The 21,266-nt window shown below is 61.6% G+C and carries 17 protein-coding genes and 1 tRNA gene; all 18 read left to right on the top strand.

The features are described 5' to 3' along the window. Positions 1-89: EF-Tu C-terminal domain-related protein (locus DL237_RS19940; RefSeq protein ID WP_147405320.1), on the top strand; the 89-nt coding region annotated here is incomplete at its 5' end. A gap of 312 nt (positions 90-401) precedes the next feature. Continuing rightward, on the top strand, positions 402-1,388 hold the full coding sequence (locus tag DL237_RS19945) for a zinc transporter ZntB (protein ID WP_119400742.1): 987 nt from the start codon (positions 402-404) through the stop codon (positions 1,386-1,388). A 166-nt stretch (positions 1,389-1,554) separates the two neighbouring features. Continuing rightward, positions 1,555-1,630, top strand: a tRNA-Trp gene (locus tag DL237_RS19950). A 305-nt stretch (positions 1,631-1,935) separates the two neighbouring features. Then, complete coding sequence (gene secE, locus DL237_RS19955; RefSeq protein WP_119400743.1) at positions 1,936-2,127, top strand: preprotein translocase subunit SecE; 192 nt, start codon at positions 1,936-1,938, stop codon at positions 2,125-2,127. 204 nt (positions 2,128-2,331) lie between these two features. Continuing rightward, positions 2,332-2,865, top strand: coding sequence for a transcription termination/antitermination protein NusG (nusG, locus tag DL237_RS19960; protein WP_119400744.1), 534 nt, complete (start codon positions 2,332-2,334; stop codon positions 2,863-2,865). 107 nt (positions 2,866-2,972) lie between these two features. Then, on the top strand, positions 2,973-3,398 hold the full coding sequence (rplK, locus tag DL237_RS19965; protein ID WP_119400745.1) for a 50S ribosomal protein L11: 426 nt from the start codon (positions 2,973-2,975) through the stop codon (positions 3,396-3,398). Between the two features lies 1 nt (position 3,399). Further along, a complete protein-coding gene (rplA, locus tag DL237_RS19970) occupies positions 3,400-4,098 on the top strand; it encodes a 50S ribosomal protein L1 (RefSeq protein WP_119400746.1) in 699 nt (232 codons plus the stop codon). Positions 4,099-4,395: 297 nt separating this feature from the next. Beyond that, the gene (locus DL237_RS19975) at positions 4,396-5,160 is read left to right on the top strand and encodes a hypothetical protein (protein WP_119400747.1); all 765 of its coding nucleotides are present in this window, start codon (positions 4,396-4,398) and stop codon (positions 5,158-5,160) included. Position 5,161: 1 nt separating this feature from the next. Continuing rightward, positions 5,162-5,551, top strand: coding sequence for a hypothetical protein (locus tag DL237_RS19980; protein ID WP_119400748.1), 390 nt, complete (start codon positions 5,162-5,164; stop codon positions 5,549-5,551). Positions 5,552-6,098: 547 nt separating this feature from the next. Further along, entirely contained in the window at positions 6,099-6,614 is a 516-nt protein-coding gene (rplJ, locus tag DL237_RS19985; protein WP_119400749.1) for a 50S ribosomal protein L10, read from the top strand. 71 nt (positions 6,615-6,685) lie between these two features. Then, positions 6,686-7,063, top strand: coding sequence for a 50S ribosomal protein L7/L12 (rplL, locus tag DL237_RS19990; RefSeq protein ID WP_119400750.1), 378 nt, complete (start codon positions 6,686-6,688; stop codon positions 7,061-7,063). A gap of 244 nt (positions 7,064-7,307) precedes the next feature. Further along, positions 7,308-11,444: a DNA-directed RNA polymerase subunit beta gene (rpoB, locus tag DL237_RS19995; RefSeq protein WP_119400751.1), complete on the top strand. Its 4,137-nt coding sequence runs from the start codon at positions 7,308-7,310 to the stop codon at positions 11,442-11,444. Between the two features lie 76 nt (positions 11,445-11,520). Then, the gene (gene rpoC, locus DL237_RS20000) at positions 11,521-15,762 is read left to right on the top strand and encodes a DNA-directed RNA polymerase subunit beta' (RefSeq protein ID WP_119400752.1); all 4,242 of its coding nucleotides are present in this window, start codon (positions 11,521-11,523) and stop codon (positions 15,760-15,762) included. A 449-nt stretch (positions 15,763-16,211) separates the two neighbouring features. Beyond that, the gene (locus DL237_RS20005; RefSeq protein ID WP_119400753.1) at positions 16,212-17,120 is read left to right on the top strand and encodes a DMT family transporter; all 909 of its coding nucleotides are present in this window, start codon (positions 16,212-16,214) and stop codon (positions 17,118-17,120) included. A 961-nt stretch (positions 17,121-18,081) separates the two neighbouring features. Then, positions 18,082-18,453, top strand: a complete 372-nt coding sequence (rpsL, locus tag DL237_RS20010) for a 30S ribosomal protein S12 (protein WP_097145475.1) — start codon at positions 18,082-18,084, stop codon at positions 18,451-18,453. A 12-nt stretch (positions 18,454-18,465) separates the two neighbouring features. Beyond that, positions 18,466-18,936, top strand: a complete 471-nt coding sequence (rpsG, locus tag DL237_RS20015; protein WP_119400754.1) for a 30S ribosomal protein S7 — start codon at positions 18,466-18,468, stop codon at positions 18,934-18,936. A gap of 24 nt (positions 18,937-18,960) precedes the next feature. Beyond that, positions 18,961-21,084 (top strand): elongation factor G, encoded by a 2,124-nt coding sequence (fusA, locus tag DL237_RS20020; protein ID WP_119400755.1) that lies wholly within the window; start codon positions 18,961-18,963, stop codon positions 21,082-21,084. 85 nt (positions 21,085-21,169) lie between these two features. After that, positions 21,170-21,266: GTP-binding protein (locus DL237_RS20025; RefSeq protein ID WP_233545088.1), on the top strand; the 97-nt coding region annotated here is incomplete at its 3' end.

Raw genomic sequence — 21,266 nt, forward strand, 5'->3', positions numbered from 1 at the left:
CGATCGCCATGGAAGAGAAGCTGCGCTTCGCCATCCGTGAAGGCGGCCGTACCGTCGGTTCCGGCGTCGTCTCGAAAATCCTGAAGTAAGTCGGGCGGTCTGCCCCCCTCTGGGGCAGACCTTTCGAGGGCGCGGCGTGTGTCGCCACTGGCAGCGCACGCAGCGGCCCCCCGGTGGCAGATGACGCGCCGGATGAAAGCAACGAATGGCGGGGCCCCGGGTCCCGCCATTTTGCGTTCCGGCCCCGGCCTGCGCTTTCACGCAGCCCCAACCTTCAACTTCGCGCCCGTCCACTTTCCGTCCGGCAACTCCCTGATCCTCCCCGCAGATCGCGCTAGAACTTCCACCGCTCCGCCCTATCATCGCGGGAACCGATCGCCCTCTGCCCAGGACACCTGCCCATGACCCAACCCGCGACCCAGCCCTGCCAATTCGCCTATGCCCTGAACGGGCCGCGCCGGGGGCAAAAGCTGGGCGGCAGGGATATCGAGGCGCTGTTGCAGGCCGACACCCTGTGCTGGGCGCATCTGGATGCCGCCGACCCCGCGACGCCCGACTGGGTCGCGATGAAGCTGAGCTATCTTGACCACACGGTGACCGAGGCGCTGACCCAGCCCGAGACGCGCCAGCGCGCGAATGTGATCGGGAATGGCCTTCTGGTGATCCTGCGCGGCATCAACACGAACGAGGGCATGGACCGCGAAGACATGGTCGCCGTGCGCGTCTGGGCCGATGCGCATCGCATCATCACCCTGTCGCGCCAGCGTGTGCGCGCCCTCGACGATATCGTGAAGGAGGTCTCCATCGGTGAGGGCCCCGAGACGGCGGGCGAATTCCTGGCGTTGCTGGCCGAACGGCTGAACGCGCGATTCGCGCCGTTCGTGCACGAGCTGGACCAGAGCGTCGAGTCGCTGGAAACCGAGGTGATCGATTCGCCCCGCTCCGAATTGCGCCGCAGGATCGTGGCGTTGCGTCTGTCGGTGGTCGAGCTGCGCCGTCATGCCCCGCCGCAACGCGATGCGGTGAACGACCTGCTGACCTCGGACAGTCCGCTGTTGTCGGATCAGAACCTGCGTGAACTGCACGAGAGCCACGACCGCCTGGTCCGGCTGGCCGAGAACCTGGACGAACTGCGCGACAACCTCGCGGTGCTGCGGGACGAATTGCAGGGGCAACTGTCGGACCGGTTGAACCGGCACATGTACCTCATTTCGATCATGTCGGGGGTCTTTCTGCCGCTGGGTTTTCTGACCGGGCTGCTGGGCATCAACGTCGGCGGCATCCCCGGCGCTGGCGATCCGCATGCCTTCTGGGTGTTTTCGGGCATTCTGGTCGGTATTCTGTGTGTGCAGGTCGTGGTGCTGCGGTTGTTCCACTGGATGAACTGAGGCAGCGGGCACCTTGGCACCTGCGAAACGGGGCAGGGGGGGCGCCTGACGGGCCGGGCGCGCATGGCGCGCGTGCCTGCGAAACCCGGGCCGAGAAAATACGCAAAAGGCGGCGCGGCCCCTCTTGATCTTCATCCCCCTCTGCCGTATCCGGGCGCTACGGACTAGGGGTTTAGCTCAGTTGGTAGAGCATCGGTCTCCAAAACCGAGGGTCGTGGGTTCGAGTCCCTCAGCCCCTGCCAGTCCGGCCTTGCTGACATGATGACCTGCACGCACCGGCCCTGGCTCACCGCGACATTGGCCCGGCGCCCTGCCATACCGGCCCCGGCTTACCGCGACATTGGCCCGGCGCCCCGCCACACCGGCCACGCCTGGTGCATGTCTGCGGGGGTGGCACCGAATGCGGCCTTGAAACACCCCGCCGGTTTCCGTATGTCGGCGCAGATCTGTCGTCGGTCGCGATATCGGCGCAGGGTCAAACCGTCGGTCGCTGCACCGGCAGGACACCGACACGATACCGACGTAGAACCGACACAGGATTTTACCCATGGCGAACCCGCTGCAATTCATCCAGCAGACCCGTGCCGAGATCGGCAAGGTCTCATGGCCGACCCGCCGCGAGGTCGTGCTGACCACCATCATGGTGCTGGTCATGTCGGCCCTGGCGGCAATTTTCTTTGCCCTGGTCGATGTCGGGATCCGGACGGGCCTTCAGGCCATCCTCGGGTTCTTCGGCTAGGATCACGCGTTTCGGGGTGAGGCTTGCGCTTTCCGGCGCATGTTTGTATCTGACAGCCAATTCCCCAATTTTGGCGCGTGGCGATTCGAGCCCTGCGCCGATTTTCTATTGGGGGTCCGGCGTTTGGGGCGTGTCAGCCCGGGACGGATGGACAAATCAGAATTTCGGCCGATTGGCCGCGATGGAATAAAGGGTCGACACGACATGGCAAAGCGGTGGTACTCGGTCAGCGTCCTCTCGAACTTCGAGAAGAAGATCGCCGAGCAGATCCGGCAGAGCGTCGAGGAAAAAGGTCTTGAGGACCAGATCGACGAAGTGCTCGTGCCGACCGAGGAAGTGATCGAGGTGCGCCGTGGCAAGAAGGTGACGACGGAACGTCGCTTCATGCCCGGTTACGTGCTGGTGCACATGGAAATGTCCGACGCGGGTTACCACCTGATCAACTCGATCAACCGCGTCACCGGCTTTCTGGGTCCGCAAGGCCGCCCGATGCCGATGCGCGACGCCGAGGTGAACCAGATCCTGAACCGCGTTCAGGAAGGCGAGGATGCCCCGCGCACCCTGATCCACTTCGAGATCGGCGAACGCGTCAAGGTCAACGACGGCCCGTTCGAGGGCTTCGACGGCATGATCGAGGAAGTCGACGAAGACAACCAGCGCCTGAAGGTGTCGGTGTCGATCTTTGGCCGGGAAACCCCGGTCGAACTGGAATTCACGCAGGTTGCAAAACAGACGTGATGTTCGAGACGTGGGAGGGCGCGCCACGGCGCCCCCGAACCACGGCAAGCCCTTCGGGGCGTTTGTAGGGCGGGGATCCCCCGCCGCTTGAAAATAGGAGAGGCCACATGGCCAAGAAACTTATCGGTAGCCTGAAGCTGCAAGTCAAAGCAGGCCAGGCAAACCCCTCCCCGCCCGTCGGCCCGGCCCTGGGTCAACGCGGCATCAACATCATGGAATTCTGCAAGGCGTTCAACGCCAAGACGCAGGAAATGGAGCCCGGCGCGCCGTGCCCGACCGTGATTTCCTACTACCAGGACAAATCCTTCACGATGGAAATCAAGACGCCCCCCGCGTCTTATTACCTCAAGAAGGCCGCCAAGCTGAAATCCGGCGCCAACAACCCGGGCAAGGAAACCGCAGGTTCGGTAACCGTCGCTCAGGTCAAGGAAATCGCCGAAGCGAAAATGCGCGATCTGAACGCCAACGACATCGAAGGCGCAATGCAGATCATCCTGGGCTCCGCCCGCTCCATGGGCATCGAGGTGAAGTAAGATGGCAAAGTTCGGAAAACGCACCCGCGCCGTCCGCGAAGCCTTCGCTGGCAAAGAAGACCTGACGGTTGAAGACGCAATCGCGCTGATCAAGGCCAACTCGAACGTCAAGTTCGACGAGACCATTGAAATCGCGCTGAACCTGGGCGTCGACCCGCGCCACGCCGACCAGATGGTCCGCGGCGTTGTCGGTCTGCCCAACGGCACCGGCAAGGACGTTCGCGTCGCTGTCTTCGCCCGCGGCGCAAAGGCTGACGAAGCCACCGCAGCTGGCGCAGACGTTGTCGGTGCAGAGGACCTGATGGAAGCCATCCAGGGCGGCAAGATCGATTTCGATCGTTGCATCGCCACCCCGGACATGATGCCCGTCGTCGGTCGTCTGGGCAAGATCCTGGGCCCGCGCAACCTGATGCCGAACCCCAAGGTCGGCACCGTGACCATGGATGTTGCCGACGCCGTGAAAGCGGCCAAGGGCGGCGAAGTCCAGTTCAAGGCCGAAAAGGCCGGCGTGGTGCACGCAGGTGTCGGCAAGGTCTCCTTCGACGATGCCAAGCTGGCGGAAAACATCCGCGCCTTCGTGGATGCCGTTTCCAAGGCGAAACCGGCAGGCGCCAAGGGCTCGTACATGAAAAAGGTCTCGCTGAGCTCCACCATGGGCTCCGGCGTGTCGGTCGCGATCGAAAGCGCAACCGGCAACTGATCTGAGCGAAGATTCGCTTGTCGGAAAGAGGCGGGCCGCAAGGTCCGCCTCTTTTCTTGCGTGGTTGCCAAATGTGCGCTTAGTGGCAACACGTACATTTTTCTTGATCGCTTTTGCGGTCAACCTGTCGACATCGCCGCCTTTCTGGGATCAGAAAATACGTAGTGCGATTAATTGACCTTCCAGCAGGGCAGATGGTCGACAAAGAGCTGATTCTCAGGTCATAAAGTACGTAATGCGACTAAATTGACTTTCGGCTTTTAACAGGTTCGAAAATTGAAAGGTGTGACTTCTAAAATGGCAAACAAGTACAATTGGCTTGCTGGTGTTGCAACGGTTGCGGCGACGGCAGTTCCGCTCGGTGCAGCGCAGGCCCAAACTGTAAACCAATCGGCTCTCTACGGCGCTGACTCGGCCTTCATCCTGCCCAATGGCGCAGTTTCGTTCGGCGGCACCCTGACCGATCCGCGTGGCGGCGTCTCCGGCGCTGGCAAGGATGGCGACCTGGCGCTCAGCTTCGGTCTGGGCAACCCGATCGACGCTGTTGGCGTGCAGCTCGACATGAACATCACCGGCACCGATCCGGTCTTTGACTCGGGCGCGTTCAACATCAAGGTTGCCCGCTCGCTGTACCTCAGCGACGACCTGGTCGTCTTTGGCGCGGTGACCGCGTCGAACCTGGCGCCCTGGGGCGATGCCGAAGGTGAAGATGTCACCTGGACCGGCACCGTCACCGGCATGACCGAAATCGCCACGCAAAGCGCGATCTATCCGGTGATGATGACGGTTGGCTACGGCAGCAACACGACCTTGCTGAGCGCAGGCCAGTCCGACACCGGCGAAGGCATGTTCGCAGGCGTGGGCGTCGGCGTTGCAAAATATCTCGGCGTCAGCGTCTCGGGCACCGAGAACCAGTTGAATGCCGGTGTGTCGATCGGTGTGCCCGGTGTGCCCGAACTGGGTATCACGCTGGGTGTCAACGACGTGACCGACAACATGGACCGCAAGCAGAAGACCCTTTCTGTAAGCTATACCCTGACGGACCCCTTTGGAGGACGCTAATATGATCCGCAAAACTGCTCTTATCCTGTCGGCAGCAGCCCTCTGCGCTGCATCGGCCCCTGCATTTGCCGGTGGCCCCTCGACTGTGAACCAGCCCGTTCCGGGCTCCGCCGTTGCGGCGCAAGCCACCGTGGTCTCGGTGATTGCACGGGCGTCTGTCGGTGGCGGGGGGCGTATCACCCTCGGCGCTGGCATGGCGAGCTTTTACCGCGCAGCTGCGGGTGGCGGGTTCTTCGGCGCCGGACGCGGCGTTGGTGGCGGAGTGGGTGCAGGGGCGGGGGCTGGCGCCGTCGTCCTCGCACCGGGCGTCGTTGCCAGCATCGGCAGCCCTACCGGCTTCGTCGATGCGAACGGCAACCCCGTCAACGCAGACGGTACGCCGGCGACCTGAGACTTCAGGCCTGTAACACCGGTTTCCCTCGGCCGGTCAGGGTCGTCCCGTATCGGGGCGGCCTTTTTCTTTGGCGGGGCAGGGCGCGCGCCGCGATCGTGCTGCCGTCAGGCTGAAGGCTTGAATTTTCCGCGGGATAGAGCTAATCTCCTCGTGTCCCGAGGATGGCCCGCGCAGGCTGCTGCGTCCGTGCGTCCGGTCTGACTGGTCTGCTCACGTACCGTGATCCGCGTCTGGCGGTTTCGGGCGTCAGATGTCTTTTATCGTAATTTCCTCTTCACAATCCCTCTGACTTTCTCTAAACACCGCGACTGTTGTGCCGCTGTGAGTCTTCTCAGCGTCATGACGATTCGTCCGAGACGGTGGGTGAGGGCTTCGGCTTTCATAATTCCTGCCTGAGGCGGGAAAAGACCAGATTTCTTCGGGTTTTGCGCAAGCGGCGCCCGGGGTGACCTTGGACGGACCCGTAAAAGGACCCGAATGCCGGGACTTTTCGTGCCGGCAAAACTGAGCCGGAGGGTCAAACCTCCCTACTTGGAGTGAAACTGTGGATAGAGCCCAGAAAGAGAAATTGGTCGACGAACTCGGCCAGATCTTCGAAAGCTCTGGCGTTGTGGTGGTTGCACACTACACCGGCCTCACGGTTGCCGAAATGCAAGACCTTCGTGCGCGCGCTCGCGACGCAGGCGGGTCTGTGCGTGTCGCCAAGAACAGGCTCGCCAAGATCGCCCTGGAAGGCAAGCCCTGCGCAAGCATTGCTGATTTCCTGACGGGCATGACCGTTCTCACCTATTCCGAAGACCCCGTGGCAGCAGCCAAGGTGGCCGAGGACTTCGCCAAGACAAACAAGAAGTTTGAAATTCTTGGCGGCGCAATGGGTGACAACGCTCTGGACCGTGCCGGTGTTGAAGCCGTGTCGAAAATGCCGTCGCGCGAGGAGCTTATCGCTTCCATCGTCGGCTGTATCGGCGCACCCGCTTCCAACATTGCCGGTGCCATTGGCGCTCCTGCTTCGAACATCGCTTCCATCTTGTCCACGATCGAAGACAAGGCGGCGGCGTAAGCAACCCAGAGACCGGCGTAGGGTTGAATGCCCCATCGTTGGAACACATCTAGAGATACGGAAACAGTACAATGGCTGATCTGAAAAAACTGGCTGAAGAGATCGTCAACCTGACGCTGCTCGAAGCACAAGAACTGAAAACTATCCTGAAAGACGAGTACGGCATCGAGCCCGCAGCCGGTGGCGCCGTCATGATGGCTGGCCCGGCAGACGCTGGTGGCGCTGCTGAAGAAGAGCAAACCGAATTCAACGTTATCCTGAAATCGGCCGGCGCTTCCAAAATCAACGTCATCAAAGAAGTCCGCGCCATCACCGGCCTGGGCCTCAAAGAAGCCAAAGAGCTCGTTGAAGCCGGCGGCAAAGCCGTCAAAGAAGGCGTGTCGAAAGACGAAGCCGAAGACGTCAAAGCCAAGCTGGAAGCAGCTGGCGCAGAAGTCGAAGTCAAGTAATCTGCTCCGGGGTCATCCCGGACGCAAGATTTTCGAGGCTGGACGCGGGGTGACCCGCGTTCAGCCGAACCCGTCTCAGAGAGGGCTTTCGCGCAAAGCTTTTTCTAAGGCGAGGTTGAAGGATCGGGAGGCCACCCTTGGGAAGGTGGCCAGGCATGGATCCTAACCCCCTGTCTCGCAAGGGCGTGGTGCCGGGGCCCGACGGCGCCCGCGTCCGAATGAGAAACGAAAGGTGACTTCTGTCATGGCTCAGACCTTCCTTGGTCAGAAACGGCTTCGCAAATACTACGGTAAGATTCGCGAAGTTCTCGAAATGCCGAACCTCATCGAGGTTCAGAAAAGCTCTTACGAACTCTTTCTGAAATCCGGAGACCAGATCGACCCCACCGACGGTGAGGGCATCAAGGGTGTCTTCCAGTCGGTATTCCCGATCAAGGATTTCAACGAGACCGCAGTTCTCGAATTCGTCAAATACGATCTGGAACGTCCGAAGTACGACGTCGAAGAATGCATGCAGCGCGACATGACCTACAGCGCGCCGCTGAAGGTCACCCTGCGCCTGATCGTGTTCGATATTGATGAAGATACCGGAAACAAATCCGTCAAGGACATCAAGGAACAGGACGTCTTCATGGGCGACATGCCCCTGATGACCCCGAACGGGACGTTCATCGTGAACGGCACCGAGCGCGTGATCGTTTCCCAGATGCACCGCTCTCCCGGCGTGTTCTTCGACCACGACAAGGGCAAGACCCACTCCTCGGGTAAACTGCTGTTCGCCTGCCGCATCATTCCCTACCGCGGCTCCTGGCTGGACTTCGAATTCGACGCCAAGGACATTGTCTTTGCCCGTATCGACCGTCGCCGCAAACTGCCGGTGACGACGCTGCTCTATGCCCTGGGCATGGATCAGGAAAGCATCATGGATGCCTACTACAACACGGTGAACTATACCTACCGCAAGGGCCAGGGCTGGGTGACCAAGTTCTTCCCCGACCGTGTCCGTGGCACCCGCCCGACCTACGATCTGGTCGATGCCGACACCGGAGAGATCGTTGCCGAAGCCGGCAAGAAGATCACGCCGCGCGCCGTCAAGAAGATCATCGACGAAGGCGCAGTGGAAAACCTGCTGGTGCCCTTTGAACATATCGTCGGCAAATTCGTGTCCAAGGACATCATCAACGAGGAAACTGGCGCGATCTATGTCGAAGCCGGTGACGAACTGGTGCTGGAATACGACAAGGCCGGTGACGTGACCGGTGGGTCGCTGCAGGAGCTGCTGGATGCCGGTATCACCGAGATCCCGGTTCTGGACATCGACAACATCAATGTCGGCCCGTACATGCGCAACACCATGGCGCAAGACAAGAACATGAACCGCAATACCGCGCTCATGGACATCTATCGCGTCATGCGTCCGGGTGAACCGCCGACCGTCGAGGCCGCGTCGAACCTGTTCGACACGCTGTTCTTCGACAGCGAGCGTTACGACCTGTCCGCCGTTGGCCGCGTCAAGATGAACATGCGCCTGGCGCTGGAAAAACCCGACACCCAGCGGACGCTGGATCGTGACGACATCGTTCAGTGCATCAAGGCGCTGGTCGAACTGCGTGACGGCAAGGGCGACATCGACGACATCGACCACCTCGGCAACCGTCGTGTGCGCTCGGTCGGCGAACTGATGGAAAACCAGTACCGCGTCGGGCTGCTCCGCATGGAGCGCGCGATCAAGGAACGCATGTCCTCGGTCGAGATCGACACGGTGATGCCGCAGGATCTGATCAACGCCAAACCGGCCGCGGCTGCGGTGCGTGAATTCTTCGGCTCTTCGCAGCTGTCGCAGTTCATGGACCAGACCAACCCGCTGTCCGAGGTGACGCACAAGCGTCGTCTGTCGGCCCTTGGGCCGGGCGGTCTGACCCGCGAACGCGCCGGCTTCGAGGTGCGTGACGTTCACGCAACCCACTATGGCCGGATGTGCCCGATTGAAACGCCGGAAGGCCCGAACATCGGTCTGATCAACAGCCTTGCGACCTTTGCCCGCGTCAACAAGTATGGCTTCATCGAGACCCCGTACCGCACCGTCAAGGACGGCCAGGTCACGGACGAAGTCAACTACATGTCCGCGACCGAAGAACAGCGGCACGTGGTGGCGCAGGCCAACGCGACGCTGGATGAACAGGGCCGTCTGGTGAACGAGATGGTGAACACCCGTCAGGCGGGTGAATACACTCTGACACCGATCGAAAACGTCGACCTCATCGACGTGTCGCCGAAACAGCTGGTTTCGGTCGCCGCCTCGCTGATCCCGTTCCTTGAAAACGACGACGCCAACCGCGCTCTCATGGGCTCGAACATGCAACGTCAGGCGGTTCCGCTGCTGCGGGCCGAGGCGCCGCTGGTCGGCACCGGGATCGAGGAAGTCGTCGCACGTGACTCCGGCGCGGCCATCATGGCCAAGCGGGCAGGGATCATCGACCAGGTCGATGCGCAGCGTATCGTTATCCGCGCCACGCATGACCTCGAACTGGGCGATGCGGGCGTCGACATCTACCGTATGCGCAAGTTCCAGCGGTCGAACCAGAACACCTGCATCAACCAGCGTCCGCTGGTGAAGGTCGGTGACACGGTCGGCAAGGGCGAAGTGATTGCAGATGGTCCGTCCACCGACATGGGGGAACTGGCGCTCGGCAAGAACATCATCGTCGCGTTCATGCCCTGGAATGGCTACAACTACGAAGACTCCATCCTGATCTCCGAGCGTATCTCGCGCGATGACGTCTATACCTCGATCCACATCGAGGAATTCGAAGTCGCCGCCCGTGACACCAAGCTCGGGCCGGAAGAGATCACCCGCGACATTCCCAACGTCGGTGAAGAAGCGCTGCGCAACCTCGACGAGGCTGGCATCGTCTACATCGGTGCGGATGTCGAACCGGGCGATATCCTGGTCGGCAAGATCACTCCGAAGGGCGAAAGCCCGATGACGCCGGAAGAAAAGCTCCTCCGCGCCATCTTCGGCGAAAAGGCATCGGATGTCCGTGACACCTCGCTCCGCGTCAAGCCGGGCGATTACGGCACCGTGGTCGAGGTTCGCGTCTTCAACCGTCATGGCGTCGAAAAAGACGAACGTGCGTTGCAGATCGAGCGTGAAGAGGTGGAACGTCTGTCGCGTGACCGCGACGACGAACTCGCCATCCTCGACCGCAACATCTACGCCCGTCTGAAAGACATGCTGATGGGCAAGGTGGCTGTCAAAGGCCCCCGCGGCATCAAGGTCGGTTCGGAAATCACCGAAGAGCTGCTCGGCACCCTGTCGCGCGGTCAGTGGTGGCAGCTGGCGATCGAAGACGATCAGGAAGCCAAGATCGTCGAAGCCCTGAACGAGCAGTACGAGGTGCAGAAACGCGCCCTCGATGCCCGCTTTGAGGACAAGGTCGAGAAGGTCCGTCGTGGCGACGATCTGCCGCCGGGCGTGATGAAGATGGTCAAGGTCTTCATCGCCGTGAAGCGCAAGCTTCAGCCGGGTGACAAGATGGCCGGTCGTCACGGTAACAAAGGTGTGGTGTCGCGCGTCGTCCCGATGGAAGACATGCCGTTCCTTGCCGATGGTACCCCCGTCGACTTCTGCCTCAACCCGCTGGGCGTGCCGTCGCGCATGAACGTCGGTCAGATCCTGGAAACCCACATGGGGTGGGCCGCACGCGGTCTGGGTCTGAAGATCGACGATGCCTTGGGGGATTATCGCCGCTCTGGCGACATGACCCCCGTGCGCGAAGCACTGCGCATCGCCTATGGCGATGACGTCTACGAGGAAGGCTTCGCCGATATGGAAGAAGCCCAGATCCTCGAGGCCGCAGGCAACGTCACGCGCGGTGTGCCGATCGCGACGCCGGTGTTCGACGGTGCCAAGGAGGCCGACGTGAACGACGCGCTGACGCGTGCCGGTTTCGACACCTCCGGTCAGTCGATCCTGTTTGACGGCCGCACGGGCGAGCAGTTCGCGCGCCCCGTCACCGTCGGCATGAAGTACCTGCTGAAACTGCACCACCTGGTCGACGACAAGATCCACGCGCGTTCGACCGGCCCGTACTCCCTCGTCACGCAGCAGCCGCTGGGTGGTAAGGCGCAGTTCGGTGGTCAGCGCTTCGGTGAGATGGAAGTCTGGGCCCTTGAGGCTTACGGCGCCGCCTACACGTTGCAGGAAATGCTGACCGTGAAGTCGGATGACGTGGCTGGCCGGACCAAGGTCTACGAAAGCATCGTCAAGGGCGAGGACAACTACGAGGCCGGTGTGCCTGAATCCTTCAACGTTCTCGTGAAGGAAGTCCGCGGCCTCGGCCTGAACATGGAACTCCTGGACGCGGAGGACGAGGAATAAGGGCCTTCCAGCCACCGCGCGGGTCACGACCCGCGCGGCTCCTCACCTCCAAGCCCTGTCTATTTAGGAAGACGACATGAACCAGGAACTGACGAACAACCCGTTCAACCCGCTGACCCCGCCGAAGGTTTTCGACGAGATCAAGGTATCCCTGGCCTCCCCCGAACGGATCCTCTCGTGGTCCTACGGCGAGATCAAGAAGCCCGAAACCATCAACTACCGGACCTACAAACCCGAGCGTGACGGCCTGTTCTGCGCCCGGATCTTTGGCCCGATCAAAGATTACGAATGCCTCTGCGGCAAATACAAGCGGATGAAGTATCGCGGCGTCGTCTGCGAGAAATGCGGCGTCGAAGTCACGCTGCAAAAGGTCCGCCGTGAGCGTATGGGCCACATCGAACTGGCCGCGCCCGTTGCGCATATCTGGTTCCTCAAGTCGCTGCCGTCGCGCATCGGCCTGATGCTGGACATGACCCTGCGTGACCTCGAACGCGTTCTGTACTTTGAAAACTACGTCGTGATCGAACCCGGTCTGACGGACCTCACCTACGGTCAGATGATGACCGAAGAAGAGTACATGGATGCCCAGGATACCTTCGGCATGGACGCCTTCACGGCGAACATCGGCGCCGAAGCCATCCGCGAGATGCTGGCACAGATCGACCTCGAGTCCGAGGCCGAGACCCTGCGCGCGGACCTGGCCGAAGCCACCGGCGAACTGAAGCCCAAGAAGATCATCAAGCGCCTGAAGGTGGTTGAAAGCTTCCTGGAATCCGGCAACCGCCCGGAATGGATGGTCCTGACCGTGATCCCCGTGATCCCGCCCGAGCTGCGCCCGCTGGTGCCGCTGGATGGTGGCCGCTTTGCGACTTCGGACCTCAACGACCTGTACCGCCGCGTCATCAACCGCAACAACCGTCTGAAGCGTCTGATCGACCTTCGCGCGCCCGACATCATCGTGCGCAACGAAAAGCGGATGTTGCAGGAATCGGTCGACGCCCTGTTCGACAACGGCCGTCGTGGCCGCGTGATCACCGGCGCCAACAAGCGCCCGCTGAAATCGCTGTCCGACATGCTCAAGGGCAAGCACGGTCGTTTCCGTCAGAACCTTTTGGGCAAGCGCGTCGACTTCTCCGGTCGCTCGGTCATCGTGACCGGCCCCGAGCTGAAGCTGCACCAGTGCGGTCTGCCCAAGAAGATGGCGCTCGAACTGTTCAAGCCGTTCATCTATTCGCGGCTTGAAGCCAAGGGCCTGTCCTCCACGGTCAAGCAAGCCAAGAAACTGGTCGAAAAAGAGCGTCCCGAAGTCTGGGATATCCTTGACGAGGTCATCCGCGAGCACCCGGTTCTGCTGAACCGCGCGCCCACGCTGCACCGTCTCGGCATCCAGGCGTTCGAACCGATCCTGATCGAAGGCAAGGCGATCCAGCTGCACCCGCTCGTCTGTTCGGCGTTCAACGCCGACTTCGACGGTGACCAGATGGCCGTGCACGTGCCCCTCTCGCTGGAAGCCCAGCTGGAAGCGCGCGTCCTGATGATGTCGACGAACAACGTTCTGTCGCCGGCCAACGGCGCACCGATCATTGTTCCGTCGCAGGATATGATTCTGGGCCTCTACTACACGACCATCATGCGTGAAGGCATGAAGGGCGAAGGCATGATCTTCTCGTCCATCGACGAGGTGCAATACGCTCTGGATACCGGCACCGTTCACCTGCACACCAAGATCATCGCGCGGGTTCCGCAGATCGACGAAGAAGGCAACGAGATCGTCAAGCGTTACGAGACGACCCCCGGTCGTGTCCGCCTTGGCGCCCTGCTGCCGATGAACGCAAAGGCACCGTTCGAACTGGTCAACCGCCTGCTGCGCAAACGCGAAGTTCAGCAGATCATTGACACCGTTTACCGGTACTGCGGTCAGAAAGAGTCGGTCATCTTCTGTGACCAGATCATGACGATGGGCTTCCGCGAAGCGTTCAAGGCCGGGATTTCCTTCGGCAAGGACGACATGGTGATCCCCGAAACCAAATGGCCGATCGTCGAAGAGACCCGCGATCAGGTCAAGGATTTCGAACAGCAGTACATGGACGGCCTGATCACCCAGGGCGAAAAGTACAACAAGGTTGTCGACGCATGGTCCAAGTGCAACGACAAGGTCACCGAAGCGATGATGAGCACCATTTCGTCGGTCAAGCATGACGAGACCGGCGCCGAAATGGAGCCGAACTCGGTCTACATGATGGCCCACTCCGGTGCGCGTGGCTCGGTAACCCAGATGAAGCAGCTGGGCGGGATGCGCGGCCTGATGGCCAAGCCGAACGGCGACATCATCGAGACGCCGATCATCTCGAACTTCAAGGAAGGTCTGACCGTTCTTGAATACTTCAACTCGACCCACGGCGCCCGCAAGGGTCTGTCGGACACCGCTCTGAAAACGGCGAACTCGGGTTACCTGACCCGTCGCCTGGTGGACGTGGCGCAGGACTGCATCGTGCGCGAGCATGACTGCGGCACCGATCGCGCGATCACCGTCGGCAACGCCGTCAACGATGGCGAAGTCGTGGCGACCATCGGGGAACGGATCCTTGGCCGTGTTGCGGCCGACGACGTTCTGCGCCCCGGCACCGAGGAGGTGATCTGCAAGAAGGGTCACCTGATCGACGAACGCATGTCGGACCTGATCCAGGACGCCGGCGTCCAGTCGTTCCGCATCCGCTCGCCCCTCACCTGTGAGGCGGACGATGGCGTCTGCGCAATGTGCTACGGTCGTGACCTTGCCCGCGGCACCATGGTCAACCATGGCGAAGCGGTCGGGATCATCGCGGCCCAGTCCATCGGTGAACCCGGCACCCAGCTGACGATGCGGACCTTCCACATCGGCGGCGTGGCCCAGGGTGGCCAGCAGTCCTTCCTCGAGGCCTCTTCGGATGGTGTCGTGGAATTCGAAAACGCCACGCTGCTTGAAAACGCGGCCGGCGACATGCTCATCATGGGCCGGAACATGAAGCTCCGCATCATGGACGAGCATGGCGAGGAACGCGCCAGCCACAAGCTGGGCTACGGTACCAAGCTGTTCGTCAAGGACGGCGAAACCGTCAAACGCGGCACCAAGCTGTTCGAATGGGATCCCTACACCCTGCCGATCATCGCCGAGAAAAGCGGGACGGCACGCTATGTCGACCTGATCGCCGGTATCGCCCTGCGCGAAGACACCGACGATGCGACAGGCATGACCCAGAAGATCGTCTCGGACTGGCGCGCGGCCCCCAAGGGCAACGAGCTCAAGCCCGAGATCATCGTGGTCGACGCCGATGGCGAACCGGTCCGCACCGACAGCGGCAACCCGGTGACCTACCCGATGTCCGTGGACGCGATCCTTTCCGTCGAAGACGGTCAGGAAATCAAGGCCGGTGACGTCGTGGCGCGTATCCCGCGCGAAGGTGCCAAGACCAAGGACATTACCGGTGGTCTGCCGCGTGTGGCCGAACTCTTCGAGGCACGTCGCCCGAAAGATCACGCCATCATCGCCGAGATCGACGGTTACGTCCGCTTTGGTCGCGACTACAAGAACAAGCGCCGGATCACGATCGAGCCTGCGGATGAGAGCCTGGAGCCCGTGGAATACATGGTGCCCAAGGGCAAGCACATCCCGGTTCAGGAAGGCGACTTCGTTCAGAAGGGCGACTACATCATGGACGGCAACCCCGCGCCGCATGACATCCTTGCCATCATGGGTGTCGAAGCGCTGGCGAACTACATGATCGACGAAGTCCAGGACGTCTATCGTCTGCAAGGCGTTAAGATCAACGACAAGCACGTTGAGGTTATCGTCCGTCAGATGCTGCAAAAGTGGGAAATCACCGACAGCGGCCAGACGACGCTTCTCAAGGGCGAACACGTCGACAAGGTCGAATTCGACCAGGCCAACGCCAAAGCCGAGGACAAGGGCTTCCGTCCCGCATCGGGCCAGCCGATCCTTCTGGGGATCACCAAGGCTTCGCTGCAAACGCGGTCGTTCATCTCTGCGGCCTCGTTCCAGGAAACCACCCGCGTCCTTACCGAAGCATCGGTTCAGGGCAAACGCGACAAGCTGGTCGGCCTGAAAGAGAACGTGATCGTCGGGCGTCTGATCCCGGCCGGGACCGGTGGGGCCACCATGAAGGTGCGCCGTATCGCAACCGACCGCGACAACGTCGTGCTCGATGCGCGCCGTGACGAGGCCGAAGCCGCCGCAGCCCTGGCCGCGCCGGTGCACAAAGAGGTCGCAGGTGGTGACGCCTTTGATCCCTTCGCGCCCAAGGCAGACAGCCAGGACTGATCATCGCGTCAGACGGACTGAATGATTTTGAGAAAGGCCCCCGGTTTCGGGGGCCTTTTTCCTTGGTGCAACCCCGGGCGCGTCCGGGCCGTCATGTGCATGGTCGTTTCCCTTGTGCGCCGTGCCGCCACTGCCGCCATGGTCACAATCGTCGACTGTCTGGCGGCAGGGGGAGGGGGCAGGGCAGGGGCAGGGCAGGGTGCAACCGACGTCCGTGCAGGCGCAGCTACGCCTTGGCACCGACGGCCGTGCCGACCTCTGCGGGACGTGGTGTCCGGCCTTCACGGATCCGGTCGACCTTCGCCCCACCTGTTGCGTCACCGCGCTGCGCGGAGGCCGTCGCAGGGGCTGCTGACCGGCACGGGCGGGTGTGTCGATGCCATGGCTTCCAAATTCCGCCCGCCTGTATCATGTCTTCGCGCAGCCGACTGCGGACAGGGGGGAAACGCATGACCGACAATATCAAGGCAGCGCTGCTGATGATGGGGGCGCTGGCGATGCTGGCGCTGAACGACACCGCGATCAAGACGATGGCGCTGACGATCCCGCTGTTCCAGATCATCGTTCTGCGCAACGGCGTCACGACACTTGCGCTCGGGTTTTCGATCTTGCGGGCGGGGCGCTGGCCGCGCCTGTCACGTCGCGACCTCGGGCTGTCGCTGCTGCGCGGGGTGGGCGAGGTCGGGGCCGCCTATTTCTATCTCGTGGCGCTGGTGGCCATGCCCTTCGCCAATATCGTCGCCATCCTGCAAGCCGCGCCGCTGGTCGTGACCCTCGCCGCCGCGCTGTTCCTGCGCGAACCTGTCGGATGGCGGCGGCTGTCGGCCATCATCGTCGGTTTCGTCGGCGTCCTGCTGATCGTGCGTCCGGGGACCGAGGGGTTCGATACCTTCGCACTCTACGCGTTGATCTCCGTTGGCTTCGTCACCCTGCGTGACCTGGCGACGCGTCGCCTGTCGCCTGACGCGCCGGCGATGACCGTGACCGCGATCACCTCGGCCATGGTACTGGTGTTCTTCATCCTGCTGGGCCTGAATGACCCTTGGGTCCCGATGAATGCCCGCTCGATCCTGCTGACGCTGGTCGCGGCGGCGTTCGTGCTGGGGTCCTACGTCACCACGATCAATGCCATGCGGATCGGAGAGATCTCTTTCGTCTCGCCCTTCCGCTATACCAGCCTGTTGTGGGCGCTCTTGCTGGGCTTCGTCCTGTTCGGGGAATGGCCGCAGACGCTGACACTGGTTGGGGCCGCCATCGTGGTCGCGTCGGGTCTGTTCACGATCTACCGCGAACGCAAGACAGGACGCATGCCCCAGACCGGCCCCGAGGAGATACAGGCGCTCGAATCCCGCCCCTGACATGCGATCCGATGCGCGCCGGCAGGCGGGGCGTCGCAGGGCACCCGCCCGCCGCGGTTGCGCCCGGATGGTCACGCGCCGTCTTTGTGTTGCCGGAAATGCCGCCCGAATAACCGACCGGACACCGACGTGATACCGTCAGGAAACCGACGTGCCTGTCAGCGGTCTTTCCGCCCCTTGCAGGCCCTGTCATGCGGGCTGTCCCCAGATCCCCGGAACGGTGACAACGCCGCTCTCGCGGGGGCCTGTCGGGGGCGGTCAGGATCGTCGTCAGGTGCGGATGACCTGACCGCTGGCCACCCCCTCGGCTTTCACATTGAACACCGCCCCTTCGTGTGCGCGGCGCCAACGGCGGCGGCAGGCGCTGTCCAGTCGCCGTCCCTGGTCTCTGGCGGTTCTTGGTCGCGCGACTTTTGCTTGAACCGCGCGCCGGATCTGTCTAGATCCCGGCGCTATCAACCACTTGCGCGGGACGAAACGGCAGGGACGGTGCCCGTCTCATGGTTCCCGGCCCTGATGCGCTGTGTCGCCATGGGGTCGGACGGTGGCACGTGATGGCCGGGATCGCCCGATAGGGCAGCAATCGTTGGCCATGGCACGGGCTGCCAGCTTCACCTCTTGTTGACAACCCCTACGACTCCCCCTATACGCGCCCCAATCAGGCGAGGGGGCCGCCCCTTTGCCTTCCAGGTTTGAAGTGGTCAAGATCCGGGTTCACGCCCCGATCCTCTGGAAAACCCACCGCGTCGTTCCCCGTGTACGAGGGGACGGATGCGGTTTTTTACGTTGCGCGGAATGCGCGGCGAAGGTTTCTCGGCACTCTTGTGCTTGGGGAACAGGCCCGTGAAAGCGCGGTCAGGAACCCGGTTCAGGCGGACGCGCCATGGACCATTGGAAGGAAACTCGCATGGGGACACGGCCCCTCATGCAGCACATGTGTTAGAGACGGGAAAAGAACCCTATGCCTACGATCCAGCAGCTGATCCGCAAACCGCGGCAGCCCAAAGTCAAACGCTCGAAGTCGATGCACCTGGAACAATGCCCGCAGAAGCGCGGCGTTTGCACACGTGTCTACACGACCACCCCGAAGAAACCGAACTCGGCCATGCGGAAAGTCGCCAAGGTGCGCCTGACCAACGGTTATGAGGTCATTTCCTACATTCCCGGTGAAAGCCACAACCTGCAAGAGCACTCCGTTGTGCTGATCCGCGGCGGCCGGGTGAAAGACCTTCCGGGTGTCCGTTACCACATCCTGCGCGGTGTGCTGGATACCCATGGCGTCAAAGATCGTAAGCAACGCCGTTCGAAATACGGCGCGAAGCGTCCGAAGTAAGAGGATTAACAGATGTCCCGTCGTCACGCCGCCGAGAAGCGCGAAATTCTGCCCGATGCCAAGTATGGCGATCGGGTTCTGACCAAATTCATGAACAACCTGATGATCGACGGCAAGAAGTCGGTCGCAGAGAAAATCGTCTACAACGCGCTTGGCCGCGTCGAAGACAAGGTAAAGCGCGCGCCGGTGGAAATCTTCCACGAGGCCCTCGACAACATCAAACCCTCGGTCGAAGTCCGTTCGCGCCGTGTGGGTGGTGCCACCTACCAGGTGCCGGTCGAAGTGCGCCCCGAGCGTCGCGAAGCTCTGGCCATCCGCTGGCTGATCAACGCGTCCCGCGCCCGTAACGAAAACACCATGGAAGAGCGTCTGGCGGGTGAACTGCTCGATGCTGTGAACTCGCGCGGCTCTGCCGTCAAAAAACGCGAAGACACCCACAAGATGGCCGACGCGAACAAAGCGTTCAGCCATTACCGCTGGTAATCCATTCCACAAAGGCTGCACATTATGGCACGCGATTATCCCCTCGAACGCTACCGGAACTTCGGCATCATGGCTCACATCGATGCTGGTAAAACGACCTGTTCCGAGCGGATCCTGTACTACACCGGCAAATCCCACAACATCGGTGAGGTGCACGATGGTGCAGCCACCATGGACTGGATGGAGCAGGAGCAGGAACGCGGCATCACGATCACTTCCGCGGCCACAACCACGTTCTGGCAGTGGCAGGAAGATCCGACCGCCGAAGGTACCTACGACACCAAGTACCGCATGAACATCATCGACACCCCCGGCCACGTTGACTTCACCATCGAAGTCGAACGTTCGCTGGCGGTTCTCGACGGTGCTGTCTGCGTTCTCGACGCCAACGCCGGTGTCGAACCCCAGACCGAAACCGTGTGGCGTCAGGCCGACCGTTACAAGGTCCCGCGCATCGTGTTCGTCAACAAGATGGACAAGATCGGCGCAGACTTCTTCAACTGCGTTAAGATGGTCGCAGACCGTACCGGCGCGATCCCGGCACCGATCCAGATTCCGATCGGCTCCGAGACCGAGCTGGAAGGCATGATCGACCTCGTCACGATGGAAGAATGGGTCTGGAAAGGCGAAGATCTGGGCGCGTCCTGGGTGCGTCAGCCGATCCGTGACGACCTGAAGGACCTGGCCGACGAATGGCGTGCCAACCTGATCGAGTGCGCAGTCGAAATGGACGACGCGGCAATGGAAGCGTACCTGGAAGGCGAAGAGCCCGACATCGCGAGCCTGCGCAAGCTGATCCGTGCCGGTACGCTGGCGCTTCAGTTCGTGCCCGTTCTGTGCGGTTCCGCGTTCAAGAACAAAGGCGTGCAGCCGCTGCTGAACGCTGTTGTCGATTACCTGCCGAGCCCGATGGACGTTGTCGATTACATGGGCTTCAAACCCGGCGATGAAACGGAAACCCGTGACATCCCGCGCCGTGCAGACGACACCATGCCCTTTGCTGGCCTTGCGTTCAAAATCATGAACGACCCCTTCGTCGGTTCGCTGACCTTCACACGGATCTACTCCGGCGTGATGAACAAGGGTGACTCGATCCTGAACTCGACCAAGGGCAAGAAAGAGCGCGTCGGTCGTATGATGATGATGCACTCGAACAACCGCGAAGAAATCGAAGAAGCTTTTGCGGGCGACATCATTGCGCTGGCCGGTCTGAAAGACACCACGACGGGTGACACGCTGTGTGATCCGAAAGAGCCGGTGGTTCTGGAAACGATGACCTTCCCCGATCCCGTGATCGAGATTGCCGTCGAACCCAAGACCAAGGGCGACCAGGAAAAGATGTCGGCGGGCCTTGCGCGTCTGGCAGCCGAAGATCCCTCCTTCCGGGTGGAAACCGACATCGAGTCCGGTCAGACCATCATGAAGGGCATGGGCGAACTTCACCTCGACATCCTGGTTGATCGTCTGAAACGTGAGTTCAAGGTCGAAGCGAACATCGGTGCGCCGCAAGTGGCCTACCGTGAAACGATTTCGAAGCAGGTCGAGCACACCTACACCCACAAGAAACAGTCGGGTGGTTCGGGTCAGTTCGGTGAGGTCAAGCTGATCATCACGCCGACAGAGCCGGGCGAAGGGTATTCGTTCGAAAGCAAGATCGTTGGTGGTTCGGTTCCGAAGGAATACGTGCCGGGCGTCGAAAAGGGCATCAAGTCGGTCATGGACTCCGGTCCGCTGGCAGGTTTCCCGGTCATCGACTTCAAGGTTGCGCTGGTCGACGGCAAGTTCCACGACGTCGACTCCTCGGTTCTGGCGTTCGAGATCGCGGCACGTATGTGCATGCGTGAAGGGATGCGCAAAGCCGGTGCGAAACTGCTCGAGCCGATCATGAAAGTCGAAGTGATCACCCCGGAAGAATACACCGGCGGTATCATTGGCGACCTGACCTCGCGTCGCGGTCAGGTGACGGGTCAGGAAAACCGCGGCAACGCCGTGGCGATCGACTGCTTCGTGCCACTGGCAAACATGTTCGGCTACATCAACACGCTGCGTTCCATGTCTTCTGGCCGCGCGCAGTTCACGATGCAGTTCGACCACTACGATCCGGTTCCGTCGAACATCTCGGACGAGATCCAGAAGAAATACGCTTAACGGGAAGGCGGGGTGAACCCCGCCCTACCCACCCCCCGTAGGGCGGGGATGACCCCGCCACCCCGACAAGACCAAGGAGGCCATCATGGCAAAAGGTAAGTTTGAGCGCGGCAAGCCGCACTGCAACATCGGCACGATCGGTCACGTTGACCACGGCAAGACGACGCTGACGGCTGCGATCA

The organism is Pseudooceanicola sediminis (genome assembly GCF_003575965.1).
GTDB classification, from domain to species: domain Bacteria; phylum Pseudomonadota; class Alphaproteobacteria; order Rhodobacterales; family Rhodobacteraceae; genus Pseudooceanicola; species Pseudooceanicola sediminis.